Raw genomic sequence first — 25023 nt, 5'->3', positions numbered from 1 at the left:
CGACGTGACTGGTCCAGCGAATCCAGGGGAGTCCGAGATGCGTGAGTGTAATGGTGAATGCCGCCTCGATCGGGAGACCCGGGCATGACCGTCGGACATCTCGGGACGGTCACCGACTCGGCGCCCGTCGACGCCGCGCTGCGGGACTTCTTCGCCGAGCGGCGCGCCGAGGCCCGCGAGCTGGGCGACGACTTCGCGGCCCTGGTCGCCGAACTGGAGAGCTACGTGCTGCGGGGCGGCAAGCGCATCCGGCCCGCCTTCGCCTGGCTGGGCTGGATCGGCGCCGGCGGCGACCCGGAGGACCCGGTGGCCGGCGCGGTGCTGAACGCCTGCGCCGGGTTCGAGCTGCTGCACGCGTCCGGCCTGATCCACGACGACATCATCGACGCGTCCCAGACCCGCCGCGGCCATCCCGCCGCGCATGTCGCGTACGCCGAACGGCACCGGGCGCGGCGCTTCTCCGGTGACCCGGGCACGTTCGGCACCGGCACCGCCATCCTGATCGGCGACCTGGTCCTGATCTGGGCCGACGTCCTGGTCCGCGCCTCCGGCCTGCCGGCCGACGCGCACGTGCGGGTCTCGCCGGTGTGGTCGGCGGTGCGCTCCGAGGTCATGTACGGCCAGCTGCTCGACCTGATCAGCCAGGTCAGCCGGAGCGAGGACGTCGACGCGGCGCTGCGCATCAACCAGTACAAGACCGCCTCGTACACGGTGGAGCGCCCACTGCAGTTCGGCGCCGCGATCGCCGGCGCGGACGACGACCTCTTCGCCGCCTACCGCGCCTTCGGCGCCGACATCGGCATCGCGTTCCAGCTCCGTGACGACCTGCTCGGCGTGTTCGGCGACCCGGTGGTGACGGGCAAGCCGTCCGGCGACGACCTGCGGGAGGGCAAGCGGACGGTCCTGCTCGCCACGGCGCTCAAGCGCGCCGACGAACGGGACCCGGACGCGGCGGCCTACCTGCGGGCCAAGGTCGGCACGGGCCTCGCGGACGAGGAGATCGCCCGCATCCGTGGCATCTTCTGCGATGTCGGCGCGGTCGAGGAGATCGAGCGGCAGATCTCGCTGCGCACCGACCGGGCGCTGGCCGCGCTGGAGGCGAGCAGCGCCACCGCCCCCGCGAAACATCAGCTCGCCGACATGGCGATCAAGGCCACCCAGCGGGCCCAGTGATGTCCACGGAACCGGTGACCGTCGTCGCCCGCCGCGTCCTCGACGACAGGGGTGACGGAGCGGTCCGCCTCGGCGCCGGCCGCGCCCACGGCAAGGCCATCCTGCTGGGCGAGCACGCCGTCGTGTACGGCGCGCCGGCGCTCGCCGTCCCGGTGCCGCAACTGACCGCCGTGGCGAAGGCGCGCCAGGTCGGCGGCGACGGCCCGGACGAGATCTCGTTCGCCATCGCCGGGCTGGAGAGCCCGGAGGTGACGTCGCTGCCGACGGACGGTCTGCAGCACCTGGTGACGGAGTTCCGGCAGCGGGCCGCCGTCACCGAGCCGATGCGCGTCGACGTGCTCGTGGACTGCGCGATCCCGCAGGGCCGGGGGCTCGGGTCGAGCGCCGCCTGCGCCCGCGCCGCGGTGCTGGCCCTCGCGGACGCGTTCGACCGCCGTCTCGACGCCGGCACGGTGTTCGATCTGGTGCAGGCCTCGGAGAACGTGGCGCACGGCCGGGCCAGCGGCATCGACGCGCTGGCCACCGGCGCGACCGCGCCGCTGATCTTCCGCAACGGCGTCGGCCGGGAACTGCCGGTCGCCATGGCGGGCTCCGCGCGGCTGTCCGACCCGGCCGGGTTCGACGCGGTGCTCGTCATCGCGGACAGCGGCGTCAGCGGCAGCACCAGGGACGCGGTGGAGTTGCTGCGTGGGGCCTTCGAACGCTCCCCGCGCACGCGCGACGAGTTCGTCAGCCGGGTCACCAGCCTGACCGAGGCGGCGGCGCACGACCTGCTCCAGGGCCGGGTCGCCGACTTCGGCGCGCGGCTGACCGAGAACCACCGGCTGTTGCGTGACGTGGGGGTCAGCACCGACCGGATCGACCGGATGGTCGACGCCGCGCTCGCCGCGGGCAGCCCGGGCGCCAAGATCAGTGGCGGTGGGCTGGGCGGCTGCATGATCGCGCTGGCCGGGGACCGCCGGGAGTCCGCGGCGGTGGTGCGCGGCGTCCGGCAGGCGGGCGCCGTCCGCACCTGGGTCGTCCGGATGGGGAGGTTCGCCGGCCATGACGACTGACCACCGGACGCAGCAGTCCACGCCGGCGCTGGACCGGCGGGCGACCGCGGTGGCCCATCCGAACATCGCACTGATCAAGTACTGGGGCAAGCGCGACGAGCAGCTCATGATCCCGTACGCCGACAGCCTGTCGATGACGCTCGACATCTTCCCGACCACCACCACCGTCCGGATCGACAGCGGCGCGCCGGCCGACGAGGTGGTCCTCGACGGCTCACCCGCCGGCGGCGAGCGGCGACAGCGCGTCGTCGCCTTCCTGGACCTGTTACGGCAGATGGGCGGGCGCACGGAACGGGCCCACGTCGACACCCGCAACTCCGTACCGACCGGCGCCGGCCTGGCGTCCTCGGCGAGCGGATTCGCCGCCCTCGCGCTCGCCGGCGCCGCTGCGTACGGCCTCGACCTGGACGCCACCGCGCTGTCCCGGCTGGCCCGGCGGGGGTCCGTGTCGGCCTCCCGGTCGGTCTTCGGCGGCTTCGCGATCTGCCACGCGGGCCCTGGCGCCGGGGCCGCCGCGGACCTCGGCTCCTACGCCGAGCCGGTGCCGGTCGCGCCGTTCGACGTCGTGCTGGTGGTCGCCATCGTCGACGCCGGGCCGAAGGCGGTGTCGAGCCGTGAGGGGATGCGGCGGACCGTCCGGACCTCGCCGCTCTATCCGTCGTGGGTGGCCTCCGGCCGGGCCGACCTGGCCGAGATGCGGACCGCGCTGCTGCGGGGCGACCTGGACGCCGTCGGCGAGATCGCCGAACGCAACGCCCTCGGCATGCACGCCACCATGCTGGCGGCCCGGCCGGCGGTGCGCTACCTGGCACCGGTCACGGTGGCCGTGCTCGACAGCGTGCTGCGCCTGCGCGCCGACGGCGTCGGCGCCTACGCCACCATGGACGCGGGACCGAACGTCAAGGTGCTCTGCCGCCGTGCCGACGCCGACCGGGTGGCCGACACCCTGCGCGACGTCGCGCCGGGCTGCGCCGTGGTCGTCGCCGGACCGGGCCCGGCGGCCGCGCCGGACCCGGGCAGCCGGCCGTGACCGGGCCGGGCGCCGTGCGCCACCACGCGCCGGGCAAGCTGTTCATCGCCGGTGAGTACGCGGTGCTGGAGCCGGGTCACCCGGCGCTGCTGGTGGCGGTCGACAGGGGAGTGGACGTCACCGTCTCCGGCGCCGACGCCCACCTCGTGGTCGACTCCGACCTCCGCCCGGACCGGGCGCGCCTGCGGTGGCAGGACGGCCGGCTCGTCGCCGCGGACGACGGGCAGCCGGCGCCCGCCGACCTCGGCGCCGTGACCTCCGCGATCGAGGTGGTCGGCGAACTCCTGGCCGGGCGCGGACTGCGCCCGCTGCCGATGCGGGTGGCGATCACCAGCCGGCTGCACCGGGCCGGGACGAAGTTCGGGCTCGGGTCGAGCGGGGCGGTGAGCGTCGCCACGGTGACCGCCGTGGCCGCGTACCACGGGGTGGAGCTGTCGCTCGAATCGCGGTTCCGGCTGGCGATGCTGGCGACGGTGCGCGACGGCGCCGACGCCTCCGGCGGTGACCTGGCCGCGAGCGTCTGGGGCGGCTGGATCGCCTACCAGGCGCCCGACCGCGCCGCCGTACGCGACATGGCGCGGCGGCGCGGCGTGGAGGAGACGATGCGCGCGCCCTGGCCGGGCCTGCGGGTCCGGCGGCTGCCGCCACCGCGTGGCCTCGCGCTGGAGGTGGGCTGGACCGGGGAGCCGGCCAGCAGCAGCGCGCTGACCGGGCGGCTGGCCGCCTCCCGGTGGCGGGGCAGCGCCGCGCGGTGGAGCTTCACCAGCCGCAGCCAGGAGTGCGTACGCACCGCGATCGACGCGCTGGAGCGGGGCGACGACCAGGAACTGCTGCACCAGGTCCGGCGGGCCCGGCACGTGCTCGCCGAGCTGGACGACGAGGTCCGGCTCGGCATCTTCACCCCCCGCCTGACGGCGCTGTGCGACGCCGCCGAGACCGTCGGCGGCGCGGCCAAACCGTCCGGCGCCGGCGGCGGCGACTGCGGCATCGCGTTGCTGGACGCCGCCGCCGCGACGCAGACCGCGCGGCTGCGCGAGCAGTGGGCCGCCGCCGGGGTGCTCCCCATGCCGGTCCAGGTCCACCAGACGAACGGGAGCGCGCGATGATCGCCAACCGCAAGGACGACCACGTCCGGCTCGCCGCCGAGCAGCAGGACCGGCTCGGCGGTCACCACGAGTTCGACGACGTGTCGTTCGTGCACCACGCACTGGCCGGCATCGACCGGTCCGACGTCTCGCTGGCCACCTCGTTCGGCGGCATCGACTGGCCGGTGCCACTGTGCATCAACGCGATGACCGGCGGCAGCACCAAGACCGGCCTGATCAACCGGGACCTGGCGATCGCGGCCCGGGAGACCGGCGTACCCGTCGCGACCGGGTCGATGAGCGCCTACTTCGCCGACGAGTCGGTGGCCGAGACGTTCAGCGTGATGCGCCGGGAGAACCCGGACGGGTTCATCATGGCCAACGTCAACGCCACCGCCACGGTCGAGCGGGCCCGGCGGGCCGTCGACCTGATGCGGGCCGACGCGCTGCAGATCCACCTGAACACCATCCAGGAGACGGTGATGCCGGAGGGCGACAGGTCGTTCGCCGCCTGGGGACCGCGGATCGAACAGATCGTCGCCGGCGTCGGTGTCCCGGTGATCGTCAAGGAGGTCGGCTTCGGGCTCAGCCGCGAGACGCTGCTGCGGCTGCGGGACATGGGTGTCCGGGTGGCCGACGTCGCCGGCCGGGGCGGCACGAACTTCGCCCGGATCGAGAACGACCGGCGCGACGCCGCCGACTACTCCTTCCTCGACGGGTGGGGGCAGTCGACACCCGCCTGCCTGCTCGACGCCCAGGGCGTCGACCTGCCCGTGCTGGCCTCCGGCGGGGTCCGTAACCCGCTCGACGTGGTCCGTGGGCTGGCGCTCGGCGCCGGCGCCGCCGGGGTGTCCGGGCTGTTCCTGCGGACGCTCCTGGACGGCGGCGTGCCGGCGCTGCTGTCGCTGATCTCCACCTGGCTCGACCAGATCGAAGCCCTGATGACCGCCCTGGGCGCGCGCACGCCGGCCGACCTGACCCGGTGCGACCTGCTGATCCACGGACGGCTGAGCGCGTTCTGCGCGGCCCGGGGCATCGACACCCACCGCCTCGCCACCCGCTCCGGCGCCACCCACGAGATGATCGGAGGCATTCGATGAACGACGCCATCGCCGGTGTGCCCATGAAATGGGTGGGTCCCGTGCGGATCTCGGGCAACGTGGCACAGGTCGAGACGGAGGTCCCGCTCGCCACGTACGAGTCGCCGCTGTGGCCGTCCGTGGGCCGGGGCGCGAAGATCTCCCGGCTGGTCGAGGCGGGCATCGTCGCCACGCTCGTCGACGAGCGCATGACCCGCTCGGTGTTCGTGCGCGCCAAGGACGCGCAGACCGCCTACCTGGCCTCGCTGGAGGTCGACGCGCGGTTCGACGAGCTGCGCGACATCGTGCGCACCTGCGGCAGGTTCGTCGAGCTGATCGGGTTTCACCACGAGATCACCGCGAATCTGCTGTTCCTGCGGTTCAGTTTCACCACCGGTGACGCGTCCGGGCACAACATGGCGACGCTGGCCGCCGACGCGTTGCTGAAGCACATCCTGGACACCATTCCGGGAATCTCGTACGGCTCGATCTCGGGCAACTACTGCACCGACAAGAAGGCCACCGCGATAAACGGCATTCTCGGCCGGGGCAAGAACGTGGTCACCGAACTGGTGGTACCACGGGAGATCGTCCACGACAGACTGCACACGACGGCGGCCGCCATCGCCCAGTTGAACGTGCACAAGAACATGATCGGCACATTGCTCGCCGGCGGTGTCCGCTCGGCCAACGCGCACTACGCGAACATGCTGCTCGGGTTCTACCTGGCGACCGGGCAGGACGCCGCGAACATCGTCGAGGGCTCCCAGGGCGTGACGGTCGCCGAGGACCGCGACGGCGACCTCTACTTCTCCTGCACGCTGCCCAACCTGATCGTGGGCACCGTCGGCAACGGCAAGGGTCTCGGCTTCGTGGCGGAGAACCTGGAGCGGCTCGGCTGCCGCGCCGCGCGTGATCCGGGCGAGAACGCCCGGCGGCTCGCGGTCATCGCGGCCGCGACGGTGCTCTGCGGCGAACTGTCCCTGCTCGCCGCGCAGACCAACCCGGGCGAGCTGATGCGGGCGCACGTCCGGCTCGAACGCCCGACCGAGACCACGAAGATCGGAGCCTGACGATGGCCGCGAGACCCGCCGTCGGCATCCACGACCTGTCCGCCGCGACGACGCACCACGTGCTGACGCATGCCACGCTGGCCGCCACCAACGGCACCGACGTGGCCAAGTACCACCGGGGCATCGGCCTGCGGGCGATGAGCGTGCCCGCCCCGGACGAGGACATCGTGACCATGGCCGCTGCCGCCGCCGCGCCGGTCGTCGCCCGCCACGGCACCGACCGGATCCGGACCATCGTGTTCGCCACCGAGTCGTCGGTCGACCAGGCGAAGGCGGCCGGGATACACGTCCACTCCCTGCTCGGCTTCCCCTCGGCCACCCGGGTGGTCGAGCTGAAGCAGGCCTGCTACGGCGGTACAGCGGGACTGCAGTTCGCCGTCGGCCTGGTGCACCGCGACCCGTCGCAGCAGGTCCTGGTGATCGCCAGCGACGTGTCGAAGTACGCGCTGGGCGAGCCCGGCGAGGCGACCCAGGGCGCCGCGGCGGTCGCCATGCTCGTCGGCGCGGACCCGGCGCTGGTACGCGTCGAGGACCCGTCGGGCATGTTCACCGCCGACGTCATGGACTTCTGGCGGCCGAACTACCGCACCACCGCCCTGGTCGACGGGCACGAGTCCATCTCCGCCTACCTGCAGGCGGTGGAGGGCTCGTGGAAGGACTACACCGAGCGCGGCGGCCGCGCGCTGGACGAGTTCGGCGCGTTCTGCTACCACCAGCCGTTCCCCAGGATGGCCGACAAGGCGCACCGGCACCTGCTCAACTACTGCGGGCGCGACGTCGACGACGCGCTGGTCGCCGGCGCCATCGGGCACACCACCGGGTACAACGCCGAGATCGGCAACAGCTACACCGCGTCGATGTACCTCGGGCTCGCGGCGCTGCTCGACACCGCCGACGACCTGAGCGGCCGGACCGTCGGCTTCCTCAGCTACGGGTCCGGCAGTGTCGCCGAGTTCTTCGCCGGCACCGTCGTGCCCGGGTACCGCGAGCACACGCGACCCGACCAGCACCGGGCGGCGATCGACCGGCGGCAGGAGGTCGACTACGACACGTACCGGGAGCTGCACGAGCACGCCTTCCCGGTCGACGGCGGTGACTATCCCGTGCCGGCGGTGACCACCGGGCCGTACCGGCTGGCCGGGCTCTCCGGCCACAAGCGCGTCTACGAGCCGCGATAGCGACCGGCCATGCCGGCCGCCCCGACCGAACGACACATGCTTGGAGGATCGATGTCCGGAACTCCCGAGGTGGCCGAGCTCTACTCGACCATTGAGGAATCGGCCCGGCAGCTGGACGTGCCCTGTTCGCGCGACCGGGTCTGGCCCGTCCTGTCCGCGTACGGCGACGCGTTCGCGCATCCCGAGGCGGTGGTCGCCTTCCGGGTGGCGACCGCGCTGCGTCACGCGGGTGAGCTGGACTGCCGGTTCCGGACGCATCCGGACGACCGGGACCCGTACGCCTCGGCGATCGCCCGGGGCCTCACCCCGCGGACCGACCACCCCATCGGCGGCCTGCTCGCCGAGGTGCACCGGCGCTGCCCGGTGGAGAGCCACGGCATCGACTTCGGGGTGGTCGGCGGCTTCAAGAAGATCTACGCGGCCTTCGCCCCGGACGAGTTGCAGGTGGCCTCGGTGCTCGCCGGCATCCCGGCGATGCCCCGCAGTCTCGCCGCGAACGCCGGGTTCTTCACCCGGCACGGTCTCGACGACCGGGTCGGCGTGCTGGGCTTCGACTACCCGGCCCGGACCGTGAACGTCTACTTCAACGACGTGCCGCGCGAGTGCTTCGAGCCGGAGACGATCCGGTCGACGCTGCGGCGGACCGGGATGGCCGAGCCGAGCGAGCAGATGCTGCGGCTCGGCGCCGGGGCGTTCGGGCTCTACGTGACGCTGGGCTGGGACTCCCCGGAGATCGAACGGATCTGCTACGCCGCGGCGACAACGGATCTGACCACGCTTCCCGTACCCGTGGAACCGGAGATCGAGAAGTTCGTGAAAAGCGTTCCGTACGGCGGCGGGGACCGCAAGTTCGTCTACGGCGTGGCGCTGACCCCGAAGGGCGAGTACTACAAACTCGAGTCGCACTACAAATGGAAGCCGGGCGCGGTGAACTTCATTTGAACACCCGCCGGTGCCGCCCGGCCGGCGGCACCGGGATCAATGCCTGTTCGCTCGGGGCTCAACCCTGGCACCCTCCGCTAAAGTGCGATTATGAGGACTGGACTGTCCAGTGTGTGGGCCCGGGTGAAGAACTGGGTCATCGCGGTCGGTGTGGCGGCGGTGCTGCTGATCAGCGCGCTGGCCGGTGACCATCCCGCCCCCGACGGCCTCGGGCTGCTCGGCTACGCGCTGGTGGTGGCGAGCGGCCTGGCGCTGGCCGCCAGTCGCCGGGCTCCGGTCGCCGTGCTGGTCGCCACCGGGCTGTGCGTGGTGGGCTACAACGCGGTCGGCTTCGGGGTGCCGGCCATCGCGTACCTGTTCGCGGTGTACGCGGCGGTCCGGGCCGGGCACCGGCTCGTCACGCTCGGGGTGAGCGCGGCCCTGCTCGTCGTGCTGCCGCTGGCGATCATGGTCTCGCCGGCGGACGGCGCCCTCAAGGAGGCGCTCGCGCAGTCGCGGGGCGTGCTCGAACTGGCCTGGCTGGTCGCCGCGGCGGCGGCCGGTGAGGCGTTGCGGCAGGCCGAGCGGCGGGCGGACGAGGCGGAGCGCACCCGCGAGGAGACCGCCCGGCTGCGCGCGACCCAGGAGCGGCTGCACATCGCACGGGAGCTGCACGACTCGCTCACCCACCAGATCTCGATCATCAAGGTGCAGGCGGAGGTCGCGGTCCACCTGGCCCGTAAGCGCGGCGAGCAGGTGCCGGAGTCGCTGCTGGCGATCCAGGAGGCCGGCCGGGCGGCGACCCGGGAGCTGCGCGCGACCCTGGAGACGCTGCGCGACCTGACCAAGTCCCCGTCGCACGGTCTCGACCACCTCCCGGAACTGCTGGCCGGGGCCGAGAAGATCGGCCTGGCCACCACGCTGACGATCGAGGGTGACCAGCGGGACGTGCCGGAGGCGGTGGGCCGCACCGCGTACCGGATCGTCCAGGAGTCGCTCACCAATACGGCCCGGCACGCCTCCGCCGCGGCCGCCGCGGTCCGCATCGACTACCGCCCGGACGCGCTGAGCATCCGGATCGACGACGACGGCACGGCCCGGCCGGGCGCCGCCCCGGTGCCCGGCGTCGGGCTGCTCGGGATGCACGAGCGGGTCCTCGCGCTGGGCGGCCGGCTCCGGGCGGAACCCCGCAGCGGCGGCGGGTTCACCGTCCAGGCAGAACTCCCGGTGGTGCGCATCCCATGATCAGGATCATGCTGCTCGACGACCAGCCGCTGCTGCGCAGCGGGTTCCGCGCGCTGCTGGACGCCGAGGACGACATCGAGGTGGTGGCCGAGGGCGGGAACGGCCGGGAGGGCCTGGCCCTGGCCCGGCACCACCTGCCCGACCTCGCCCTGATCGACATCCAGATGCCGGTCATGGACGGCGTCGAGACGACCCGGCAGATCGTCGCGGACCCGGCGCTGGCCGGGGTGCGCGTGGTCATCCTGACCAACTACGGCCTCGACGAGTACGTCTTCCACGCGCTGCGCGCCGGCGCCACCGGCTTCCTGGTCAAGGACATCGAGCCGGACGACCTGCTGCACGCCGTGCGGGTAGCCGCGCGCGGGGACGCGCTGCTCGCGCCGTCGATCACCCGGATGCTGATCAACAGGTACGTGTCGGAGCCGCTCTGCGCGGACGTCACGCCCGGCATGGAGGAGCTGACCAACCGGGAACGCGAGGCGGTCGCGCTGGCCGCCCGGGGCCTGTCCAACGACGAGATCGCCGATCGCATGGTGATCAGCCCGCTGACCGCGAAGACCCACGTCAACCGCGCCATGACCAAGCTCCAGGCCCGCGACCGCGCACAGCTGGTGGTGTTCGCCTACGAGTCCGGCCTGGTGTCACCCGGCAATCGCTGACCGGGCGGCACGGCCCGGTCTGTCGCTCGCAGTGCTGCGACTGCGGTATACGGCTGCTCCGCGCGCAGACGCCGCACCGCGGGAATACCGTCACCGCAGTAGATCGATTGTCTCCATCGGCATGACGACCCGTAGCGGCGTCGTTACCTACGCTGGCGCAGATGCCTGTTCCCGCAGCCGAAGGGGCTCCCATGTTCATCCGTCGTCTGCTCACCGCCGCCGCAACCGGCGTCCTCGGTGGGCTCGCACTCGTCGCGCCGGCGGCCGCGCAGGTGACGGCCGCCGACGGTGACGGTGGTTCCGGCCGGGCCGGGTCCGTGCTGGCGCTCGCGCTCGCGTTGCTCGGCCTCGTCCTGGGCGTGTGGGCGTTGCGCTCCGCGGGGCGCGGCGGCGGTCGTGGCAACGCGATCGCCGCGCTGGTGCTCGCGGCGGCCGGCCTGATCGCCGGTGTGGTCGCCCTGGCCGGCTCCGACGGCGGTGTCGGCAGCGGCAACGGCCGTGGCGGCGCCATCGTGTCCATCGTGCTGGCGCTGATCGGGATCGCCGTCGGCGGTCTGGCATTCACCCGCTCCCGGCGCGCCGCCTGACCGGCGCCGCCGACCGAACACCCCGGTGACCCAACCGACCCGAAGGGGAGTCCCATGCGCAAAGTGTTCGCCGGACTGGCAGCGTTCCTGCTGCTCGTGCTCGTGGTGCAGTTCTTCCTGGCCGCCAGCGGCGCGTTCAGCAACGAGGCCAACGAGGAGGCGTTCCGCCCCCACCGGATCCTCGGTCTGGGGAGCATCCTCGTCGCCGTGGTGCTGACGGTGGCCGCCGCGGTGATGCGGATGCCCGGCCGGATCATCGGCCTGTCCGGCCTGGTCGCCGGGCTGGGGATCCTGCAGGCCCTGATCGCGGTCATCGCCAAGGCGTTCGGCGACTCGGCCGGCGACTCGGCCGTCGGCCGGTACGTGTTCGGCCTGCACGCGGTCAACGGGCTGGTGATGGTGGCCGTCGCCCGCGTCATCCTGCGCAGCGTCCGGCCGGGGCCGGACACGACGACCACGCCCGGCGTGGACACCACTGTGACCGGCCCGGCGGCCGACTCGGCGCGAACGGCCTCATGAGCACGCTCCAATGGATCCTCGTGGACCACGTCGTGGCACTGCTCGGTGTCGCGACGTGGTTCGCGGCAGGCGTGACCGCCGCGCTCGGCCGCAACCGCCTCGCGCTGGGCCTGCTCGCCGCCGCGGTGCTCGTGACGATCACCCGGCTGGGCACCGTGGCGCTGCTGGCCGGGCGCGGCTGGTGGTTCGTCCAGGAGAAGGTTCTGCTGGGGCTGCCGCTGCTCTTCGCCGCCGGGATCGTCGCGGTGCTCCTCGCCGGCCCGCGGCTGCTCGCGGCCCGGCAGTCGCCGGCCACGGGCCTGCCGGCCGGCGGGCTCGTCGCGCTGCTGACCGCCGGTTACGCCGCGCTGGCCGGCCTGGTGGTGACGTTCACCGCCGGCTACCCGTTGACGTTGAGCACCTCGCTGATCGCCGTCGCCGTCGTCTGCGCCGGCGCGCTGCTCACCGCCCGGGTGGTCGGACGACCCACCGGGCAGGGCGCGGACGCGGGCGCCCCGGAACGCTCGGCGGTGGCGGACGCCGGCTCCGCCGAACGCTCGGCGGCGGCTGACGCGGGCTCTCCCGAACAAGCGCCGGTGGCGGCCGGGGCGTCGGCGCTGTCCCGTCGCCGGTTCCTCGGCGTGGCCGGCGGCGTCGTCGCGGCGGGCGCCGGCGCCACCGGCGTCGGCCTGCTCTTCCGGGAGCCCGAGGCGATGGTCACCGGAGGCGGCCCCGGACACGCCGGTGGCGCCGGCCCGAAGGTTTCCGTGGCGGACCTGCGCGGCCCCGGCGCTCCGGCGGCGGGCGGCACCGCGCGACGCCACGTGCTCACCGCCCGGACGGGCACCGTCACGCTGCCGGAAGGGCGTCCGATCGACGCCTGGAGCTACGAGGGCCGGCTGCCCGGGCCGGCCATCACCGCGACCGAGGGCGACCTGATCGAGGTGACGCTCCGCAACGCCGACATCGAGAACGGCGTCACCCTGCACTGGCACGGGTACGACGTGCCGTGCGGCGAGGACGGTGCGCCGGGCGCCACGCAGCACGCGGTGCGGCCCGGCGGCGAGTTCATCTACCGGTTCCGGGCGGACCAGGTGGGGACGTACTGGTACCACACCCACCAGGCGTCGCACCCCGCCGTGCGCAAGGGGCTGTACGGGACGCTCGTCGTGACGCCGCGCGAGGACCGGCCGGACGCGGAGCGCGGGCTGGACCTGACGCTGCCGGTGCACACGTTCGACGACGTCGTGATTCTCGGCGACCAGGAGGGACGCGCCGTCCACGACGTCCGCCCGGGACAGCCGGTGCGGCTGCGTCTGATCAACACCGACTCGAACCCGCACTGGTTCGCCGTCGCCGGCTCGGCGTTCCGGCTGGTGGCCGTCGACGGCCGCGACCTCAATCAGCCGGGCGAGGTACGCGAGGTCGGCCTCCGCCTGCCCGCCGGTGGCCGGTACGACGTGGTCCTGACCATGCCGGACGCCACTGTCACGCTGCTGCTCGACCACGACCCCGACCAGGGCGTCCTGCTGCGCCCGGCCGGCGCCGGCGGCGGCGACCGCACCCTGCCGGACACCGGCGACTGGCCCGAGCTGGACCTGCTGGAATACGGCGAGCCGGCACCCGTGCCGTTCGACCGCGACGACGCCGACCGGCACTTCACCATCGTCCTCGACCGCGCCCTGGCCATGGTTGACGGCAAGCCCGCCTACGCCCAGGCCGTCGACGGCCGCGCGCACCCCTCCGTCCCGGACCAGCTCGTCCGGGAGGGTGACGTCGTGCGCTTCACGGTGGTCAACCGGAGCCTGGAGACCCACCCGTGGCACCTGCACGGTCATCCGGTGCTGATCCTGTCCCGCGACGGCCGGCGCTACTCCGGCAGCCCGCTGTGGATGGACACGTTCGACGTACGGCCGGGAGAGGTGTGGGAGGTGGCGTTCCGGGCGGACAATCCGGGTGTCTGGATGAACCACTGCCACAACCTGCCGCACCAGGAGCAGGGCATGATGCTGCGGCTCGTCTACGACGGTGTCACCACGCCCTTCGACAGCACGAGCCACGCACACTGAAGGGGACTGCCATGACCGCAGACGTGCACGCCCTGGCCGGCGTCCGCTACGTCGTCGACGACGTGCCGGCGGCGATCGAGTTCTACACCGCCCACCTGGGTTTCACGGTGTCGACCGCGTTCCCGCCGGCCTTCGCGGACGTGGTGCGCGGGCCGCTGCGGCTGCTGCTGTCCGGTCCGGCCAGTTCGGGCGCCCGCGTCACGCCGGCGGACGCGGCCGGGTGCGGGCGCAACCGTATCCACCTGATCGTCGACGACGTCGACGCCGAACGGGAGCGGCTGCAGCGGGCCGGGGTGACGTTGCGCAGCGACATCGTGTCCGGGCCGGGCGGTCGTCAGTTCCTGATCGCCGACCCGGCCGGCAACCTGGTCGAGATCTTCGAGCCCACGGCCCGCCGCTGAGCCACCGGACCCGACCGCCTCCCGTCTACCCCGGACCGTCCGCGCCGATCTTGCACTTACCGCCCTTCCAGTGCCGGGGATATCCCTTTTGCGGGGGCCGAAAGTGCAAGATCGCGGAGGCCGGGAGGGACGGTGGCGGGATCAGTACCGGTTCGTGGTGGGTGCGGAGAGCCGGGCGGCCAGGATGGGGATGATCACCGCGCCGGCGATCACGTGGGTGCCGGCGAGGACGAGCTGCGTGGACACGGCGGTGTCCTGGGCGAAGGCGGGCGCGGCGAGGGACAGCACTGTGAACGCGACAGTGCCGGCCACGAAGACGCGTACGGGCCGCCGGGCCCGCCGGGCCGCGACCACCGCCAGGACGATCCCGCCGATCGACCAGAGCACGACGCTGCGGGCGATGGCGCCCACCGGGATCGCCTGCGCCTGCTCCTCCCAGACACCTGCCGCCTCCATCGGTACGCCGAGACCCCGGGCGGCGAGCGTGAACGTCTCCGCGGCCACCGCCCCGGCGAGGGTGGCCAGGACGCCGACCAGCCACACCGGGGCGGTGGCCAGCGACCGGTTCGACCGCGCCGCGACGGGGGGTCGCTGAGTGGCCTCATCCATGGCGTCGCCTCCGGTCCGGTGCCTCGATGTGTTCTCCGGGAGAATGCGGGGACGCCACGACGGCAGTCAATCGTGGACAGTTGAACGCCGGGGCGTCACGGCCGGGTCCCGCGCCGGCCCGCCGCCCCGGCTGCGGCGGCGGCCGTGCCGTCGGCGAGCAGGGAGACCAGCAGATCGCCCAGGATCCGCGGGCCGTGCTGGGTGAGGACGGACTCCAGGTGGAACTGGACGGAGCGGAATCCCGCGCCGCGCAGCGCGTGCACGTCACCGCTGTCTGGGCTGCGGCTGATCTCGATCGGGCCCCGCCGGCCGCCGGCCACCACGTCGTGCGCGGAGCGGGCCGTGTAGGTGTTGTAGAACCCCACCAGCTCCGGCCGGCCGAACAGGTCGATCCGCTTCTGCACGCCCTGGTTGGGCACCGCGCGCCGGGCGAGGGGGAACCCCAGCTCGGCGGCGAGCACCTGGTGGCCCAGGCAGATGGACAGGAACGGCACTGTCCCGGCGAGCAGGTCGCGGGTGAGCCCGCGCAGAGTCCGCATCCGCCTGTCGCTCAGGTCGCCCGGGTCGCCGGGGCCGGGGCCGACGACGACGAGGTCGTATCCGTCCGGCCGCAGCGGGCTGTCGAACCGGACGATGCTCGACCGCAGCCCGAGGGCCCGCAGCTGGTGGTCGAGCATGGCCATGAAGGTGTCCTCGTTGTCGACGACGAGCACGCGGCGCCCGGCCAGCGCCCGGTTCGGGGTTCTCCGCTCCGCGCCGTCGAGCCAGAACCTCGACAGCGTGGCGTTGCGCTCGCGCAACGCCCGCCGTACCCGGGGGTCGGTGGCCAGGGACGAGCGTGCCCGCACGGGCGTCGCCGGCCCGCCGTCCGGGCTGGCCGGGTCGACGCCGAGGCCGAGCGCCGCGCGCATGCCGCCCGCCTTGGCCCGCGTCTCGGCCACCTCCGACTCCGGCTTGGAGTCGCGTACCAGGGTGGCGCCGACGCCCAGGCGGAGCGTGCCGTCGTGGTCGATCTCGGCGGTGCGGATCATGATGGCCGAGTCGAGCGTACGGCTGCCGGCCGGGTCACTGCCGATCAACGCGAGCACGCCGCCGTAGTAGCCGCGGCCGGTCGTCTCGTGGCGGGTGATGACCCGGAACGCGTTCTCGATCGGGCTGCCGGTGACGGTCGGCGCGAGCAGCGTCTCCCGCAGCACGTCGCGTACGTCCAGGTCGCTGCGGCCGGTCAGGATGTACTCGGAGTGCGTCACCCGCGCCATTTCCTTGAGGAACGGGCCGTGCACCTGGCCGCCGGAGGCGCACATCCGCGCCATCATTTTCAGTTCCTCGTCGACCACCATGTAGAGTTCGTTCGCCTCTTTCGGGTCGTTCAGGAATTCCAGCAGACCGGAAACCGCCGGGCCATTCGGAGGATGCCGGTACGTCCCGCTGATGGGATTCATCGAGACGGTTCCGTCGATCATGCTGACGTGCCGTTCCGGTGACGCGCCGATGAACGTGCCGGCGCCGGAGTGGAACAGAAACGTCCAGTAGGAACCCAGCTCGCCGGTCAGCAACCGGCGGAAGATCGCCAGTTCGGTGGCGGTCGAGCAGTCGGCCAGCCGCGCGGTGAAGGTGCGCCGGATGACGAAGTTGGATCCGGCGCCCTGCCCGATCTCGTCGCCCACCACCCGCTTGACGATCGCCGCGTAGTCCTCGTCGCTGAGGTCGAAGTCGGCGTCGGTCACCGGTACGGCGCGCTCGGGCAGGCCCGCCAGCGCCTGCTCGCGGTCGAGCCCGAACTGCTCGTGGACGCGCATCGCGAGCAGTGGAGCGCCGTCGTCGTGGCAGTCGTACCCCCGTTCGGTGACCTGCCGGTACGGCACCGCGACGAGCAGGTCGTGCCGCCCGCCGGTCGCCGGCCCGGCGGGCAGGGGCAGCTCGGCGAGCGTGTCCACGTGGCACACCTCGCCGGTCAGAACCTCCACGTACGCGCTCCCGGCGGCGCCGGGCCGGTGCAGCAGGGCGAAGGCACGCCCGTCGCCGCCGAGACCGGACAGCAGATCCGGGAATCCGGCCACGTTCGATTCCGTCCCGTCCATGTCGCTCCCTTTGCCCTAGAGATCGCCTGTCGATAGTGCGTCCGGCAAAAGGCGTCGCGCATGACGTGTTGTCGCCGACGGCATCACGTGTTTCCGGTAACGCGCCGACGTTATGGCGTGAACGACTGAATCGGCGGGCTACTACTCGGGCGAGTAGTGCCCTCGCAGATCGACCGCGATTACTGTCGACCGCAATGCCGATACGACGAGGGCGGTGAAGACGACTGTGGACGTGCTGGTCCAGAAATACGGGGGCACCTCGCTGCAGACCCTCGACCGCGTACGGCACGCCGCGCTGCGGATCGCCGCGGCTCGGCGGGACGGGTCCGCCGTGACAGTTGTCGTGTCGGCCCGCGGCAGCCGCACCGACGACCTGCTGCGGCTCGCGGCCGACGTCGGCGCCGCCGGCCCGTCCCGGGAACTCGACCAGTTGCTCGCAGTCGGCGAGTCCGAGTCGGCGGCGCTGATGGCGCTGGCGTTGACCGGGCTCGGCGTGCCGGCCGTCTCACTGACCGGGCACCAGGCGGAGATCCACACCACCGACCGGCACGGCGACGCGCTGATCTCGCGGATCGGGGCGGCGCGGGTCGAGGCGGCGCTGGGCCGCGGCGAGGTCGCCGTGGTCACCGGGTTCCAGGGGATCGACCGGGCCGGGGACGTCGCCACGCTCGGACGCGGCGGCTCCGACACGACAGCGGTGGCGCTCGCGGCCCGGCTGCGCGCGTCGGCGTGCGAGATCTACACCGACGTGGACGGCGTGTTCAGCGCCGACCCCCGCATTCTTCCGGCGGCGCGTTGCCTGCCGTGGGTCGAGCCCGGCGTCATGGCGGAGATGGCGTTCGCCGGCGCGCGGGTCCTGCACACCCGATGCATCGAGCTGGCCGCCATGGAAGGGGTCGAAGTGCGCGTGCGCAACGCGGCGTCGCAGGCGCCCGGAACGACGGTCGTGGATCGTCCGGACGACCGGCCGCTGGAGACCCGGCGGGCTGTGGTGGCGGTGACCCACGACACCGACGTGGTGCGCGTGCTGGTGCACTGCCGCGACGGCCGGCGGGACATGGCGCCCGACGTGTTCGAGGTGCTGGCCGCCCACGGCGCGGTGGCGGACCTGGTGGCCCGGTCCGGGCCGTACGAGAGCGAGTTCCGGATGGGGTTCACCATCCGCCGCAGCCAGGCCGACGCGGTGCGGACCGCGCTGCACGACCTCACCGCGTCCTTCGGTGGCGGCGTCCACTTCGACGAGAACGTCGGCAAGGTGTCGGTGGTCGGCATGGGCCTGCTCAGCCGCCCCGAGCACACGGCCCGGCTGATGGCGGCGCTGGCCGAGGCCGGGATCTCGACGAGCTGGATCTCCACCTCCCAGATGCGGCTGTCGGTGATCGTGTCGCGGGACCGCACCGTGGACGCCGTCGAAGCCCTGCACCGCGCGTTCCGCCTCGACCGGTCCGAGCCGGCGGACGCCACGTCCCTGACCTCCCGTCGTTCCGCCACCGCCTGAGAGAGGTAGGAAACCGTGGCCGTACTCAACGCTTCGTTCGCTCGTGGCCTGCGTCTGCGCCGACTGTTCCGGCGCGGCGACGGACGCCTGCTCGTCGTCCCGCTCGACCACTCCGTCACCGACGGGCCACTTCGCCGCGACCTGAACTCGCTGCTCGGTGAGCTGGCCGGCACCGGCGTGGACGCCGTGGTGCTGCACAAGGGCAGCCTGCGGCACGTCGACCACGGCTGGTTCGGCGACATGTCGCTGATCGTGCACCTGAGCGTGAGCACCCGGCACGCGCCGGACCCGGACGCGAAGTACCTGGTCGCGCACGTGGAGGAGGCGCTGCGGCTGGGCGCCGACGCGGTCAGCGTGCACGTCAACCTGGGCTCGCCGCAGGAGGCGCGGCAGATCGCCGACCTGGCGGCGGTGGCGGGGGAGTGCGAACGCTGGAACGTGCCGCTGCTGGCCATGGTGTACGCCCGCGGGCCGCAGATCACCGACTCCCGGGCACCGGAACTGGTGGCGCACGCAGCGACGCTCGCCGCCGACCTCGGTGCCGACATCGTCAAGACCGACTACGCGGGTACGCCCGAGCAGATGGCCGAGGTGGTGCGTGGCTGCCCGATTCCGCTGATCGTGGCCGGCGGCCCGCGCTCGGCCGACACCGAGACGGTGCTTGCCCACGTCTCGGACGCGCTGCGCGCCGGTGTGGCCGGCATGGCCATGGGCCGCAACGTGTTCCAGGCCGAGCAGCCCGGCCTGATGGCCGCCGCCGTGGCGCGGCTGGTGCACGAACCACGGCACGTCCCGGACCGGTACGACGTCGACGACCGGCTCGCCCTTACGTCCTGAGACTCCCTGACCGTCCACCGAGGAGAAACCCGTGAAGCTGTGCTGGCTGGACATCCGTAACGTCAACGGCGCCAAGGAGGCAATCGTCGAGGAGGCGGTCCACCAGCGGGTGGACGCCGTCGTGGCGGCCGATCCGGCCGACCTGGAGACGCTCCCCCCGACGGTGAGGAAGGTGCTGTTCCCACAGGGCGGGCCGCTGCCGGAGAAGCTGGAACCGGCCGACCTGGTGATCGTCGAACCAGCCCGGCACGGCGAGCCCGCCGAGCTGGCGGCCCGGTTCCCGGACGTGGAGTTCGGCCGGTTCGTCGAGATCGTCGACGCGGACAGCCTGGAGGACGCCTGCCGGTCCGCGCGCCACGACCGGTGGAGCCTGCTGTACTTCCGCGACCCCACCAAGATTCCGCTGGAGATCGTGCTGGCCGCCGCGGCGGGCGCGGCGGGCAGCATCATCACGCAGGTCGCCGACGTCGAGGAGGCGGAGATCGTCTTCGGCGTGCTGGAGCACGGCTCGGACGGCGTGATGCTGGCGCCGCGCGCCGTGGGGGAGGCCACCGAGCTGCGGACCGCGGCGGTGAGCACGGCGGCGGACCTGTCGCTCGTGGAGCTGGAGGTCACCGGCATCCGGCGGGTGGGCATGGGCGAGCGCGCCTGCGTCGACACCTGCACGAACTTCCGCCTGGACGAGGGCATCCTGGTCGGCTCGCACTCCACCGGCATGATCCTGTGCTGCAGCGAGACGCATCCGCTGCCGTACATGCCGACCCGGCCGTTCCGGGTCAACGCCGGCGCGCTGCACTCGTACACGCTGTCCGCCGGCGGGCGGACCAACTACCTCAGCGAGCTGGTCTCCGGCGGCCGGGTGCTGGCCGTCGACTCGCAGGGGAAGTCCCGGGTCGTCACCGTGGGACGGGTCAAGATCGAGACGCGCCCGCTGCTGGCGATCGACGCGGTCTCCCCCTCCGGGACACCTGTCAACCTCATCGTCCAGGACGACTGGCACGTGCGCGTGCTCGGGCCCGGGGGCACGGTCCTCAACGTCACCGAGCTGACCGCCGGCACGAAGGTGCTCGGCTACCTGCCGGTGGAGAAGCGGCACGTCGGCTACCCGATCGACGAGTTCTGCATCGAGAAGTGAGCGGCGGCGGGAAGGGGAGCGGGGCGATGACCGCGCAGCCGGTGCTGGACTTCCACGTACGCCTGGCGCCCCGGCCCGGCGCGCGGGAGCGGCTGCTCGACGCGCTGGGCGAGTGCGGGCTGGCGCGGGCGGTGGTGTGCGCGGGCGGCACCATCGACCTGGACCGGCTGTCCCGCCAGCTCGTCATTGGCGGCCACGTCGAGACCGACGCCGACAACGACGCGGTGGCGGCGGCCTGCGCGGGCACCGACGGGCGGCTGGTGCCGTTCTTCTTCGCCAACCCGCACCGGCCGGCCGAGGCGTACCGGTCCCGGGCCGCCGAGTTCCGCGGCCTGGAGATCTCACCCGCCGTGCACGGCGTCGCCCTCACCGACCCGCGGGTCGCCGACCTGGTGGCCGTGGCGGCGGAGTTCGACCATCCGGTGTACGTGGTCTGCCTGGACCGTCCCGGCGCGGGCGTGGCCGACCTGGTCGGCCTGAGCCGCCGGTTCCCGCGGGTGAGCTTCGTGCTCGGGCACAGCGGCATCGGCAACATCGACCTCTACGCCCTGAGCCTGATCCAGGACGAGCCGAACATCTCGCTGGAGACCTCCGGCGGCTACACCTGCGTGGCCGAGGCGGCGCTGCGCCGCCTCGGCGACGGCCGGGTGGTGTTCGGCTCCGAGTACCCGCTGCAGCACCCGGCCGTGGAGCTGGCCAAGTTCCAGGCGTTGCGACTGCCGCCGGACCAGTGGCGGCGGGTCGCCTGGGACAACGCGCATCGACTGCTAGGAGAGGAGAAGCGGTGAGCGAGCCGAGTTCGACCCTGCCCCGGCTCGGCCAGTGGCACGGCCCCGAGGACCTGCGGCGCCTTCAGGAGAAGCAACTGGCGGAGACGTTCACCTGGGCGGCCCGATCGCCGTTCTACCGGGCGCGGCTGACGTCCGGGGCGCCGCCGGTGACCCCGGCCGACCTGGCCGACCTGCCGCTGACCACCAAGCAGGACCTGCGGGACAACTACCCCTTCGGCATGCTCGCCGTGCCCCGCGAACGGCTGGCGACCTACCACGAGTCGAGCGGCACCGCCGGCAAGCCCACCCCCTCCTACTACACCGAGGAGGACTGGACCGACCTGGCGGAGCGCTTCGCCCGCAAGTGGATCGGCATGTCCGCCGACGACGTGTTCCTGGTCCGCACGCCGTACGCGCTGCTGCTGACCGGGCACCTCGCCCACGCCGCCGCCCGGCTGCGCGGGGCCACCGTGGTGCCCGGCGACAACCGGTCGCTGGCCATGCCGTACGCCCGGGTGGTCCGGGTGATGCACGACCTGGACGTCACGCTCACCTGGTCGGTGCCGACGGAGTGCCTGATCTGGGCCGCCGCGGCGATCGCGGCCGGGCACCGGCCCGACATCGACTTCCCGGCGCTGCGCGCGCTGTTCGTCGGCGGCGAGCCGATGACCGACGCCCGCCGACGGCGGATCAGCCGCCTGTGGGGGGTGCCGGTCATCGAGGAGTACGGCTCGACCGAGACCGGCAGCCTGGCCGGCGAGTGCGCCGAGGGCCGCCTGCACCTGTGGGCCGACCGGGCGCTGTTCGAGGTGTATGACCCGGCCACCGGGACGGTCCGCGCGGACGGGGACGGCCAGCTCGTGGTCACGCCGCTGTTCCGGGAGGCGATGCCGCTGCTGCGGTACAACCTCGAGGACAACGTGTCGGTCTCCTACGACGACTGCGAGTGCGGCTGGAAGCTGCCCACCGTGCGGGTGCTCGGCCGGTCGGCGTTCGGCTACCGGGTCGGCGGTGCCACGATCACCCAGCACCGGCTGGAGGAACTGGTCTTCTCCCTCCCCGAGGCGTACCGGGTGATGTTCTGGCGGGCCAAGGCGGAACCGGCGCTGCTGCGGGTCCAGATCGAGGTGGCCGCCGCGCACCGGGTCGCCGCCGAGGCGGAGCTGACCCACGCGATCGGGGCCGCGTTCGGCGTGGACAGCGAGGTCACCGGCCTGGCGCCCGGGAGCCTGATCCCGCTGGACGCGCTGACCAGCATGCCGGACGTGGTGAAGCCACGCAGCCTGTTCGGCCCGGACGAGGACTGGAGCAAAGCGCTCCTCTACTACTGAGGGAACCGACATGCCGCAGATGAGGGTCGCCGTGGCCGGCGCCGGCATCGCCGGGCTCGCCTTCGCCGCCGCCCTGCGCCGGGCCGGGATCGACTGCCACGTGTACGAGCAGGCCGAACAGCTGACGGAGGTGGGCGCGGGCGTGCAGGTGGCGCCGAACGCCACCCGGCTGCTGCACCGGCTGGGCCTGCGCGACCGCCTGCGTACGGTGGCGGTGGCGCCGCAGGCGATCGAGATGCGCCGCTGGGACGACGGCACGCTGCTGCAACGCACCCCGCTGGGCAGCGCGTGCGGACGCCGCTTCGGCGCGCCGTACTACGTGGTGCACCGCGCGGATCTGCACAGCAGCCTGCTGTCGCTGGTGCCGCCCGACCGGGTGCACCTGGGCGCCCGCCTCACCGCCGTGACGCAGACCGCCGACGAGGCGTACCTGCACCTGTCCAACGGCACCACCGTCGCGGCGGATCTCGTGGTGGGCGCCGACGGCATCCACTCGGTCGCGCGCGAGCAGATCGTGGCGGACCGGCCGCGCTTCTCCGGGCAGTCCATCTACCGCGGGCTGGTGCCGGCCGAGCGGGTGCCGTTCCTGCTCACCGAACCCCGGGTGCAGTTGTGGCTCGGGCCGGACCAGCACTGCGTCTGCTATCCGGTGTCCGCCGGCCGGCAGGTGAGCTTCGGCGCGACGGTGCCGGCCACCGACTGGCGGCAGGAGTCGTGGTCCGGCCGGGGCGACGTGTCGCAGCTCGCGGCCGCGTACGCCGGCTGGCACCCGGACGTCACCCGGCTGATCGCCGCGGCCGACCGGGTCGGCAGGTGGGCGCTGCACGACCGGGAGAGCATCGACCGGCTCAGCGCGGGACGGGTGACGCTGATCGGCGACGCCGCGCACCCGATGCTGCCGTTCCAGGCGCAGGGCGCGAACCAGGCCGTCGAGGACGCGGTGGTGCTCGCGGTCTGCCTGGCCGGCGTGGAGCCGGCGGGCCTGGGCGCCGCGCTGCGCCGCTACGAACGGATCCGCCTGCCCCGGACCACCCGGATCCAGCGCCAGTCCCGGGCCAACGCCGAGACGTTCCACCTGGCCGACGGCGCCGACCAGCGCCGCCGGGACGTCGCCGCGCAGTCCTCGTCCGGCCTGGACCGCCACGAATGGCTCTTCGGGTACGACGCCGAGAAAGCCACCACGACCAGCGGAGGCACCTGATGGAACTGACCGGAATCGAGTCGAGGGTCGCCCTGGTCACCGGCGCGGCGCAGGGCATCGGCGCCGCCGTGGCCGGTGTGCTGGCCCGGGCGGGCGCGCAGGTGGCGGCGGTGGACCGCAACGCCGAGGCGCTGACCACAGTCGTGACGAAGCTCGCCGCCGAGGGCGACTCGGCGCGCGCCTACTGCGTCGACGTGTGCGACAGCGACGCGGTGGACGCGCTTGTGCGGCGGGTCGAGGACGAGATGGGCCCGGTCGGCATCCTGGTGAACGCCGCCGGCGTGCTGCACACCGGACCGGTCGTCGAGCTGTCCGACCGGCAGTGGCGCCGGACCTTCTCGGTGAACGCCGACGGCGTGTTCCACGTGTCCCGGGCGGTGGCGCGGCGGATGGTCGGCCGCCGCCGGGGCGCGATCGTCACCGTGGCGTCCAACGCCGCCGGGGTGCCGCGTACCGAGATGGCCGCGTACGCCGCCTCCAAGGCCGCGTCCGCCCAGTTCACCCGCTGCCTGGGGCTGGAGCTGTCCGGCTACGGCATCCGGTGCAACGTGGTCTCGCCCGGCTCCACCGACACCCCCATGCTGCGGGCGATGCTCGGCGAGGGCGCCGACCCGAGCGCGGTGATCGAGGGCACGCCGGGCGCGTACCGCGTCGGCATCCCGCTGCGCAAGCTGGCCCAGCCGCGCGACGTGGCCGAGGCGGTCGCCTACCTGGTGTCCGACCAGGCGGGCCACGTGACCATGCACGACCTGTACGTCGACGGCGGCGCCGCCCTGCACGTGTGACGCCGTCGCACGGAAACCGGAGGCGAGAACCGATGGCCATGACCCCGATCGCGCCGTACCGCATGCCCGGCGACGGCGACCTGCCCGGCACCACGCTGCCGTGGCGTCCGGACCCGGACCGGGCCGCCGTGCTGGTGCACGACCTGCAGCGCTACTTCCTGCGCCCGTTCGCGGCCGGGGAGTCCCCGATGGCCGAACTGCTGCCCAACGTCGCGAAGCTGCTCGCCGCGGCGCGGGCAGCCGGCGTGCCGGTGCTGTACACCGCGCAGCCCGGCGGCATGAGCCGGCGGGACCGGGGGTTGCTGCACGACCTGTGGGGCCCCGGCATGAGCAGCGACGAGGACGACCGGGGCATCGTCGACGACGTCGCCCCGCAGCCGGGCGACACGGTGCTGACCAAGTGGCGCTACAGCGCGTTCTTCCGCAGCGACCTGGAGGAGCGACTGCGCGGCGCCCGGCGGGACCAACTCGTGGTCTGCGGCGTGTACGCGCACATGGGGTGCCTGATCACCGCCTGCGACGCGTTCAGCCGCGACATCGAGGCGTTCCTGGTGGCGGACGCGCTGGCCGACCTGTCGCGTGCGGACCACCTGATGGCGCTGCGCTACGCCGCGGACCGCTGCGCGGTGCCCTTGTGGACGGCGGACGTGCTGGACGGCCTGGCGGGCGCCGCCGGCGCGGCGCGTCCGGATCGGAGCAGCATCAAACGATGAGGAGAGCATC

Annotated in this window: 24 protein-coding genes; 22 read left to right on the top strand and 2 right to left on the bottom strand. The window is 73.2% G+C overall.

Annotated features, from left to right (window positions below):
* Window positions 1-84: 84 nt before the first annotated feature.
* The 14 genes from DQE82_RS15190 (at window position 85) to DQE82_RS15125 (ending at window position 14053) form a co-directional block, all read left to right on the top strand.
* Window positions 85-1173, top strand: coding sequence for a polyprenyl synthetase family protein (locus DQE82_RS15190; protein WP_113973017.1), 1089 nt, complete (start codon window positions 85-87; stop codon window positions 1171-1173).
* Window positions 1173-2228, top strand: a complete 1056-nt coding sequence (gene mvk / locus DQE82_RS15185) for a mevalonate kinase (protein ID WP_113973016.1) — start codon at window positions 1173-1175, stop codon at window positions 2226-2228. Before DQE82_RS15190 ends, mvk begins: the two co-directional genes overlap by 1 nt.
* Window positions 2218-3258, top strand: coding sequence for a diphosphomevalonate decarboxylase (mvaD, locus tag DQE82_RS15180; protein ID WP_233514671.1), 1041 nt, complete (start codon window positions 2218-2220; stop codon window positions 3256-3258). Before mvk ends, mvaD begins: the two co-directional genes overlap by 11 nt.
* Complete coding sequence (locus DQE82_RS15175; RefSeq protein WP_043323053.1) at window positions 3255-4364, top strand: phosphomevalonate kinase; 1110 nt, start codon at window positions 3255-3257, stop codon at window positions 4362-4364. The genes mvaD and DQE82_RS15175 overlap by 4 nt, the downstream gene beginning before the upstream one ends.
* On the top strand, window positions 4361-5443 hold the full coding sequence (gene fni / locus DQE82_RS15170; RefSeq protein ID WP_069088370.1) for a type 2 isopentenyl-diphosphate Delta-isomerase: 1083 nt from the start codon (window positions 4361-4363) through the stop codon (window positions 5441-5443). The genes DQE82_RS15175 and fni overlap by 4 nt, the downstream gene beginning before the upstream one ends.
* A complete protein-coding gene (locus tag DQE82_RS15165; RefSeq protein WP_113973015.1) occupies window positions 5440-6495 on the top strand; it encodes a hydroxymethylglutaryl-CoA reductase in 1056 nt (351 codons plus the stop codon). Before fni ends, DQE82_RS15165 begins: the two co-directional genes overlap by 4 nt.
* Window positions 6496-6497: 2 nt before the next feature.
* On the top strand, window positions 6498-7673 hold the full coding sequence (locus DQE82_RS15160) for a hydroxymethylglutaryl-CoA synthase (protein ID WP_104112296.1): 1176 nt from the start codon (window positions 6498-6500) through the stop codon (window positions 7671-7673).
* Window positions 7674-7724: 51 nt separating this feature from the next.
* Window positions 7725-8615 carry an aromatic prenyltransferase gene (locus tag DQE82_RS15155; RefSeq protein ID WP_043323060.1) on the top strand — a complete coding sequence of 297 codons (891 nt, stop codon included), beginning with the start codon at window positions 7725-7727 and terminating at the stop codon, window positions 8613-8615.
* 90 nt (window positions 8616-8705) lie between these two features.
* Window positions 8706-9839, top strand: a complete 1134-nt coding sequence (locus tag DQE82_RS15150) for a sensor histidine kinase (RefSeq protein WP_113973014.1) — start codon at window positions 8706-8708, stop codon at window positions 9837-9839.
* Window positions 9836-10498, top strand: coding sequence for a response regulator transcription factor (locus DQE82_RS15145; protein ID WP_030499014.1), 663 nt, complete (start codon window positions 9836-9838; stop codon window positions 10496-10498). The genes DQE82_RS15150 and DQE82_RS15145 overlap by 4 nt, the downstream gene beginning before the upstream one ends.
* A gap of 191 nt (window positions 10499-10689) precedes the next feature.
* Window positions 10690-11085, top strand: a complete 396-nt coding sequence (locus DQE82_RS15140) for a DUF6223 family protein (RefSeq protein WP_113973013.1) — start codon at window positions 10690-10692, stop codon at window positions 11083-11085.
* A 54-nt stretch (window positions 11086-11139) separates the two neighbouring features.
* Entirely contained in the window at window positions 11140-11604 is a 465-nt protein-coding gene (locus tag DQE82_RS15135; RefSeq protein ID WP_043323072.1) for a DUF6220 domain-containing protein, read from the top strand.
* The gene (locus DQE82_RS15130; RefSeq protein WP_113973011.1) at window positions 11601-13652 is read left to right on the top strand and encodes a multicopper oxidase domain-containing protein; all 2052 of its coding nucleotides are present in this window, start codon (window positions 11601-11603) and stop codon (window positions 13650-13652) included. The genes DQE82_RS15135 and DQE82_RS15130 overlap by 4 nt, the downstream gene beginning before the upstream one ends.
* Window positions 13653-13663: 11 nt before the next feature.
* Complete coding sequence (locus DQE82_RS15125; RefSeq protein WP_113973010.1) at window positions 13664-14053, top strand: VOC family protein; 390 nt, start codon at window positions 13664-13666, stop codon at window positions 14051-14053.
* Between the two features lie 141 nt (window positions 14054-14194).
* Here DQE82_RS15125 and DQE82_RS15120 read toward each other — a convergent pair whose 3' ends face one another.
* Window positions 14195-14662 (bottom strand): DUF6069 family protein, encoded by a 468-nt coding sequence (locus tag DQE82_RS15120; protein ID WP_113973009.1) that lies wholly within the window; start codon window positions 14660-14662, stop codon window positions 14195-14197.
* A gap of 95 nt (window positions 14663-14757) precedes the next feature.
* Window positions 14758-16743 (bottom strand): anthranilate synthase family protein, encoded by a 1986-nt coding sequence (locus DQE82_RS15115; RefSeq protein ID WP_113973008.1) that lies wholly within the window; start codon window positions 16741-16743, stop codon window positions 14758-14760.
* Between the two features lie 214 nt (window positions 16744-16957).
* Here DQE82_RS15115 and DQE82_RS15110 point away from each other — a divergent pair, with 214 nt between their 5' ends.
* From DQE82_RS15110 to DQE82_RS15075, 8 genes are read left to right on the top strand one after another with little or no spacing between them, the layout of a single operon-like run.
* The gene (locus DQE82_RS15110) at window positions 16958-18241 is read left to right on the top strand and encodes an aspartate kinase (RefSeq protein ID WP_199495998.1); all 1284 of its coding nucleotides are present in this window, start codon (window positions 16958-16960) and stop codon (window positions 18239-18241) included.
* Window positions 18242-18256: 15 nt separating this feature from the next.
* Window positions 18257-19078: a 2-amino-3,7-dideoxy-D-threo-hept-6-ulosonate synthase gene (locus DQE82_RS15105; protein ID WP_064445544.1), complete on the top strand. Its 822-nt coding sequence runs from the start codon at window positions 18257-18259 to the stop codon at window positions 19076-19078.
* A 31-nt stretch (window positions 19079-19109) separates the two neighbouring features.
* The gene (locus DQE82_RS15100) at window positions 19110-20213 is read left to right on the top strand and encodes a 3-dehydroquinate synthase II family protein (RefSeq protein WP_113973007.1); all 1104 of its coding nucleotides are present in this window, start codon (window positions 19110-19112) and stop codon (window positions 20211-20213) included.
* 26 nt (window positions 20214-20239) lie between these two features.
* Window positions 20240-21001, top strand: a complete 762-nt coding sequence (locus DQE82_RS15095) for an amidohydrolase family protein (protein WP_113973006.1) — start codon at window positions 20240-20242, stop codon at window positions 20999-21001.
* Window positions 20998-22314, top strand: coding sequence for a phenylacetate--CoA ligase family protein (locus DQE82_RS15090; protein WP_113973005.1), 1317 nt, complete (start codon window positions 20998-21000; stop codon window positions 22312-22314). Before DQE82_RS15095 ends, DQE82_RS15090 begins: the two co-directional genes overlap by 4 nt.
* Window positions 22315-22324: 10 nt before the next feature.
* Window positions 22325-23515 (top strand): FAD-dependent monooxygenase, encoded by a 1191-nt coding sequence (locus DQE82_RS15085; RefSeq protein ID WP_113973004.1) that lies wholly within the window; start codon window positions 22325-22327, stop codon window positions 23513-23515.
* Complete coding sequence (locus tag DQE82_RS15080; RefSeq protein WP_064445549.1) at window positions 23515-24300, top strand: 2,3-dihydro-2,3-dihydroxybenzoate dehydrogenase; 786 nt, start codon at window positions 23515-23517, stop codon at window positions 24298-24300. Before DQE82_RS15085 ends, DQE82_RS15080 begins: the two co-directional genes overlap by 1 nt.
* 32 nt (window positions 24301-24332) lie before the next feature.
* A complete protein-coding gene (locus tag DQE82_RS15075; RefSeq protein WP_113973003.1) occupies window positions 24333-25013 on the top strand; it encodes an isochorismatase family protein in 681 nt (226 codons plus the stop codon).
* The last annotated feature ends 10 nt before the right edge of the window (window positions 25014-25023 follow it).

This window comes from Micromonospora sp. LHW51205 (assembly GCF_003315815.1).
Taxonomy (GTDB): Bacteria; Actinomycetota; Actinomycetes; order Mycobacteriales; family Micromonosporaceae; genus Micromonospora; species Micromonospora chalcea.
Note: the sequence above shows the minus strand (reverse complement) of the source record. Positions and strands in the feature narration are given on the sequence as shown.

Bases quoted from the DNA above. Each gene is read 5' to 3' on its own strand.
- DQE82_RS15120 (WP_113973009.1), bottom strand. From the start codon at position 14,662: ATGGATGAGGCCACTCAGCGACCCCCCGTCGCGGCGCGGTCGAACCGG.
- DQE82_RS15130 (WP_113973011.1), top strand. From the start codon at position 11,601: ATGAGCACGCTCCAATGGATCCTCGTGGACCACGTCGTGGCACTGCTC.
- DQE82_RS15155 (WP_043323060.1), top strand. From the start codon at position 7,725: ATGTCCGGAACTCCCGAGGTGGCCGAGCTCTACTCGACCATTGAGGAA.
- DQE82_RS15125 (WP_113973010.1), top strand. From the start codon at position 13,664: ATGACCGCAGACGTGCACGCCCTGGCCGGCGTCCGCTACGTCGTCGAC.
- fni (WP_069088370.1), top strand. From the start codon at position 4,361: ATGATCGCCAACCGCAAGGACGACCACGTCCGGCTCGCCGCCGAGCAG.
- DQE82_RS15165 (WP_113973015.1), top strand. From the start codon at position 5,440: ATGAACGACGCCATCGCCGGTGTGCCCATGAAATGGGTGGGTCCCGTG.
- DQE82_RS15095 (WP_113973006.1), top strand. From the start codon at position 20,240: ATGACCGCGCAGCCGGTGCTGGACTTCCACGTACGCCTGGCGCCCCGG.
- DQE82_RS15190 (WP_113973017.1), top strand. From the start codon at position 85: ATGACCGTCGGACATCTCGGGACGGTCACCGACTCGGCGCCCGTCGAC.
- DQE82_RS15115 (WP_113973008.1), bottom strand. From the start codon at position 16,743: ATGGACGGGACGGAATCGAACGTGGCCGGATTCCCGGATCTGCTGTCC.
- DQE82_RS15160 (WP_104112296.1), top strand. From the start codon at position 6,498: ATGGCCGCGAGACCCGCCGTCGGCATCCACGACCTGTCCGCCGCGACG.
- DQE82_RS15150 (WP_113973014.1), top strand. From the start codon at position 8,706: ATGAGGACTGGACTGTCCAGTGTGTGGGCCCGGGTGAAGAACTGGGTC.
- DQE82_RS15145 (WP_030499014.1), top strand. From the start codon at position 9,836: ATGATCAGGATCATGCTGCTCGACGACCAGCCGCTGCTGCGCAGCGGG.
- mvaD (WP_233514671.1), top strand. From the start codon at position 2,218: ATGACGACTGACCACCGGACGCAGCAGTCCACGCCGGCGCTGGACCGG.
- DQE82_RS15140 (WP_113973013.1), top strand. From the start codon at position 10,690: ATGTTCATCCGTCGTCTGCTCACCGCCGCCGCAACCGGCGTCCTCGGT.
- DQE82_RS15085 (WP_113973004.1), top strand. From the start codon at position 22,325: ATGCCGCAGATGAGGGTCGCCGTGGCCGGCGCCGGCATCGCCGGGCTC.
- DQE82_RS15075 (WP_113973003.1), top strand. From the start codon at position 24,333: ATGGCCATGACCCCGATCGCGCCGTACCGCATGCCCGGCGACGGCGAC.
- DQE82_RS15080 (WP_064445549.1), top strand. From the start codon at position 23,515: ATGGAACTGACCGGAATCGAGTCGAGGGTCGCCCTGGTCACCGGCGCG.
- DQE82_RS15135 (WP_043323072.1), top strand. From the start codon at position 11,140: ATGCGCAAAGTGTTCGCCGGACTGGCAGCGTTCCTGCTGCTCGTGCTC.
- mvk (WP_113973016.1), top strand. From the start codon at position 1,173: ATGTCCACGGAACCGGTGACCGTCGTCGCCCGCCGCGTCCTCGACGAC.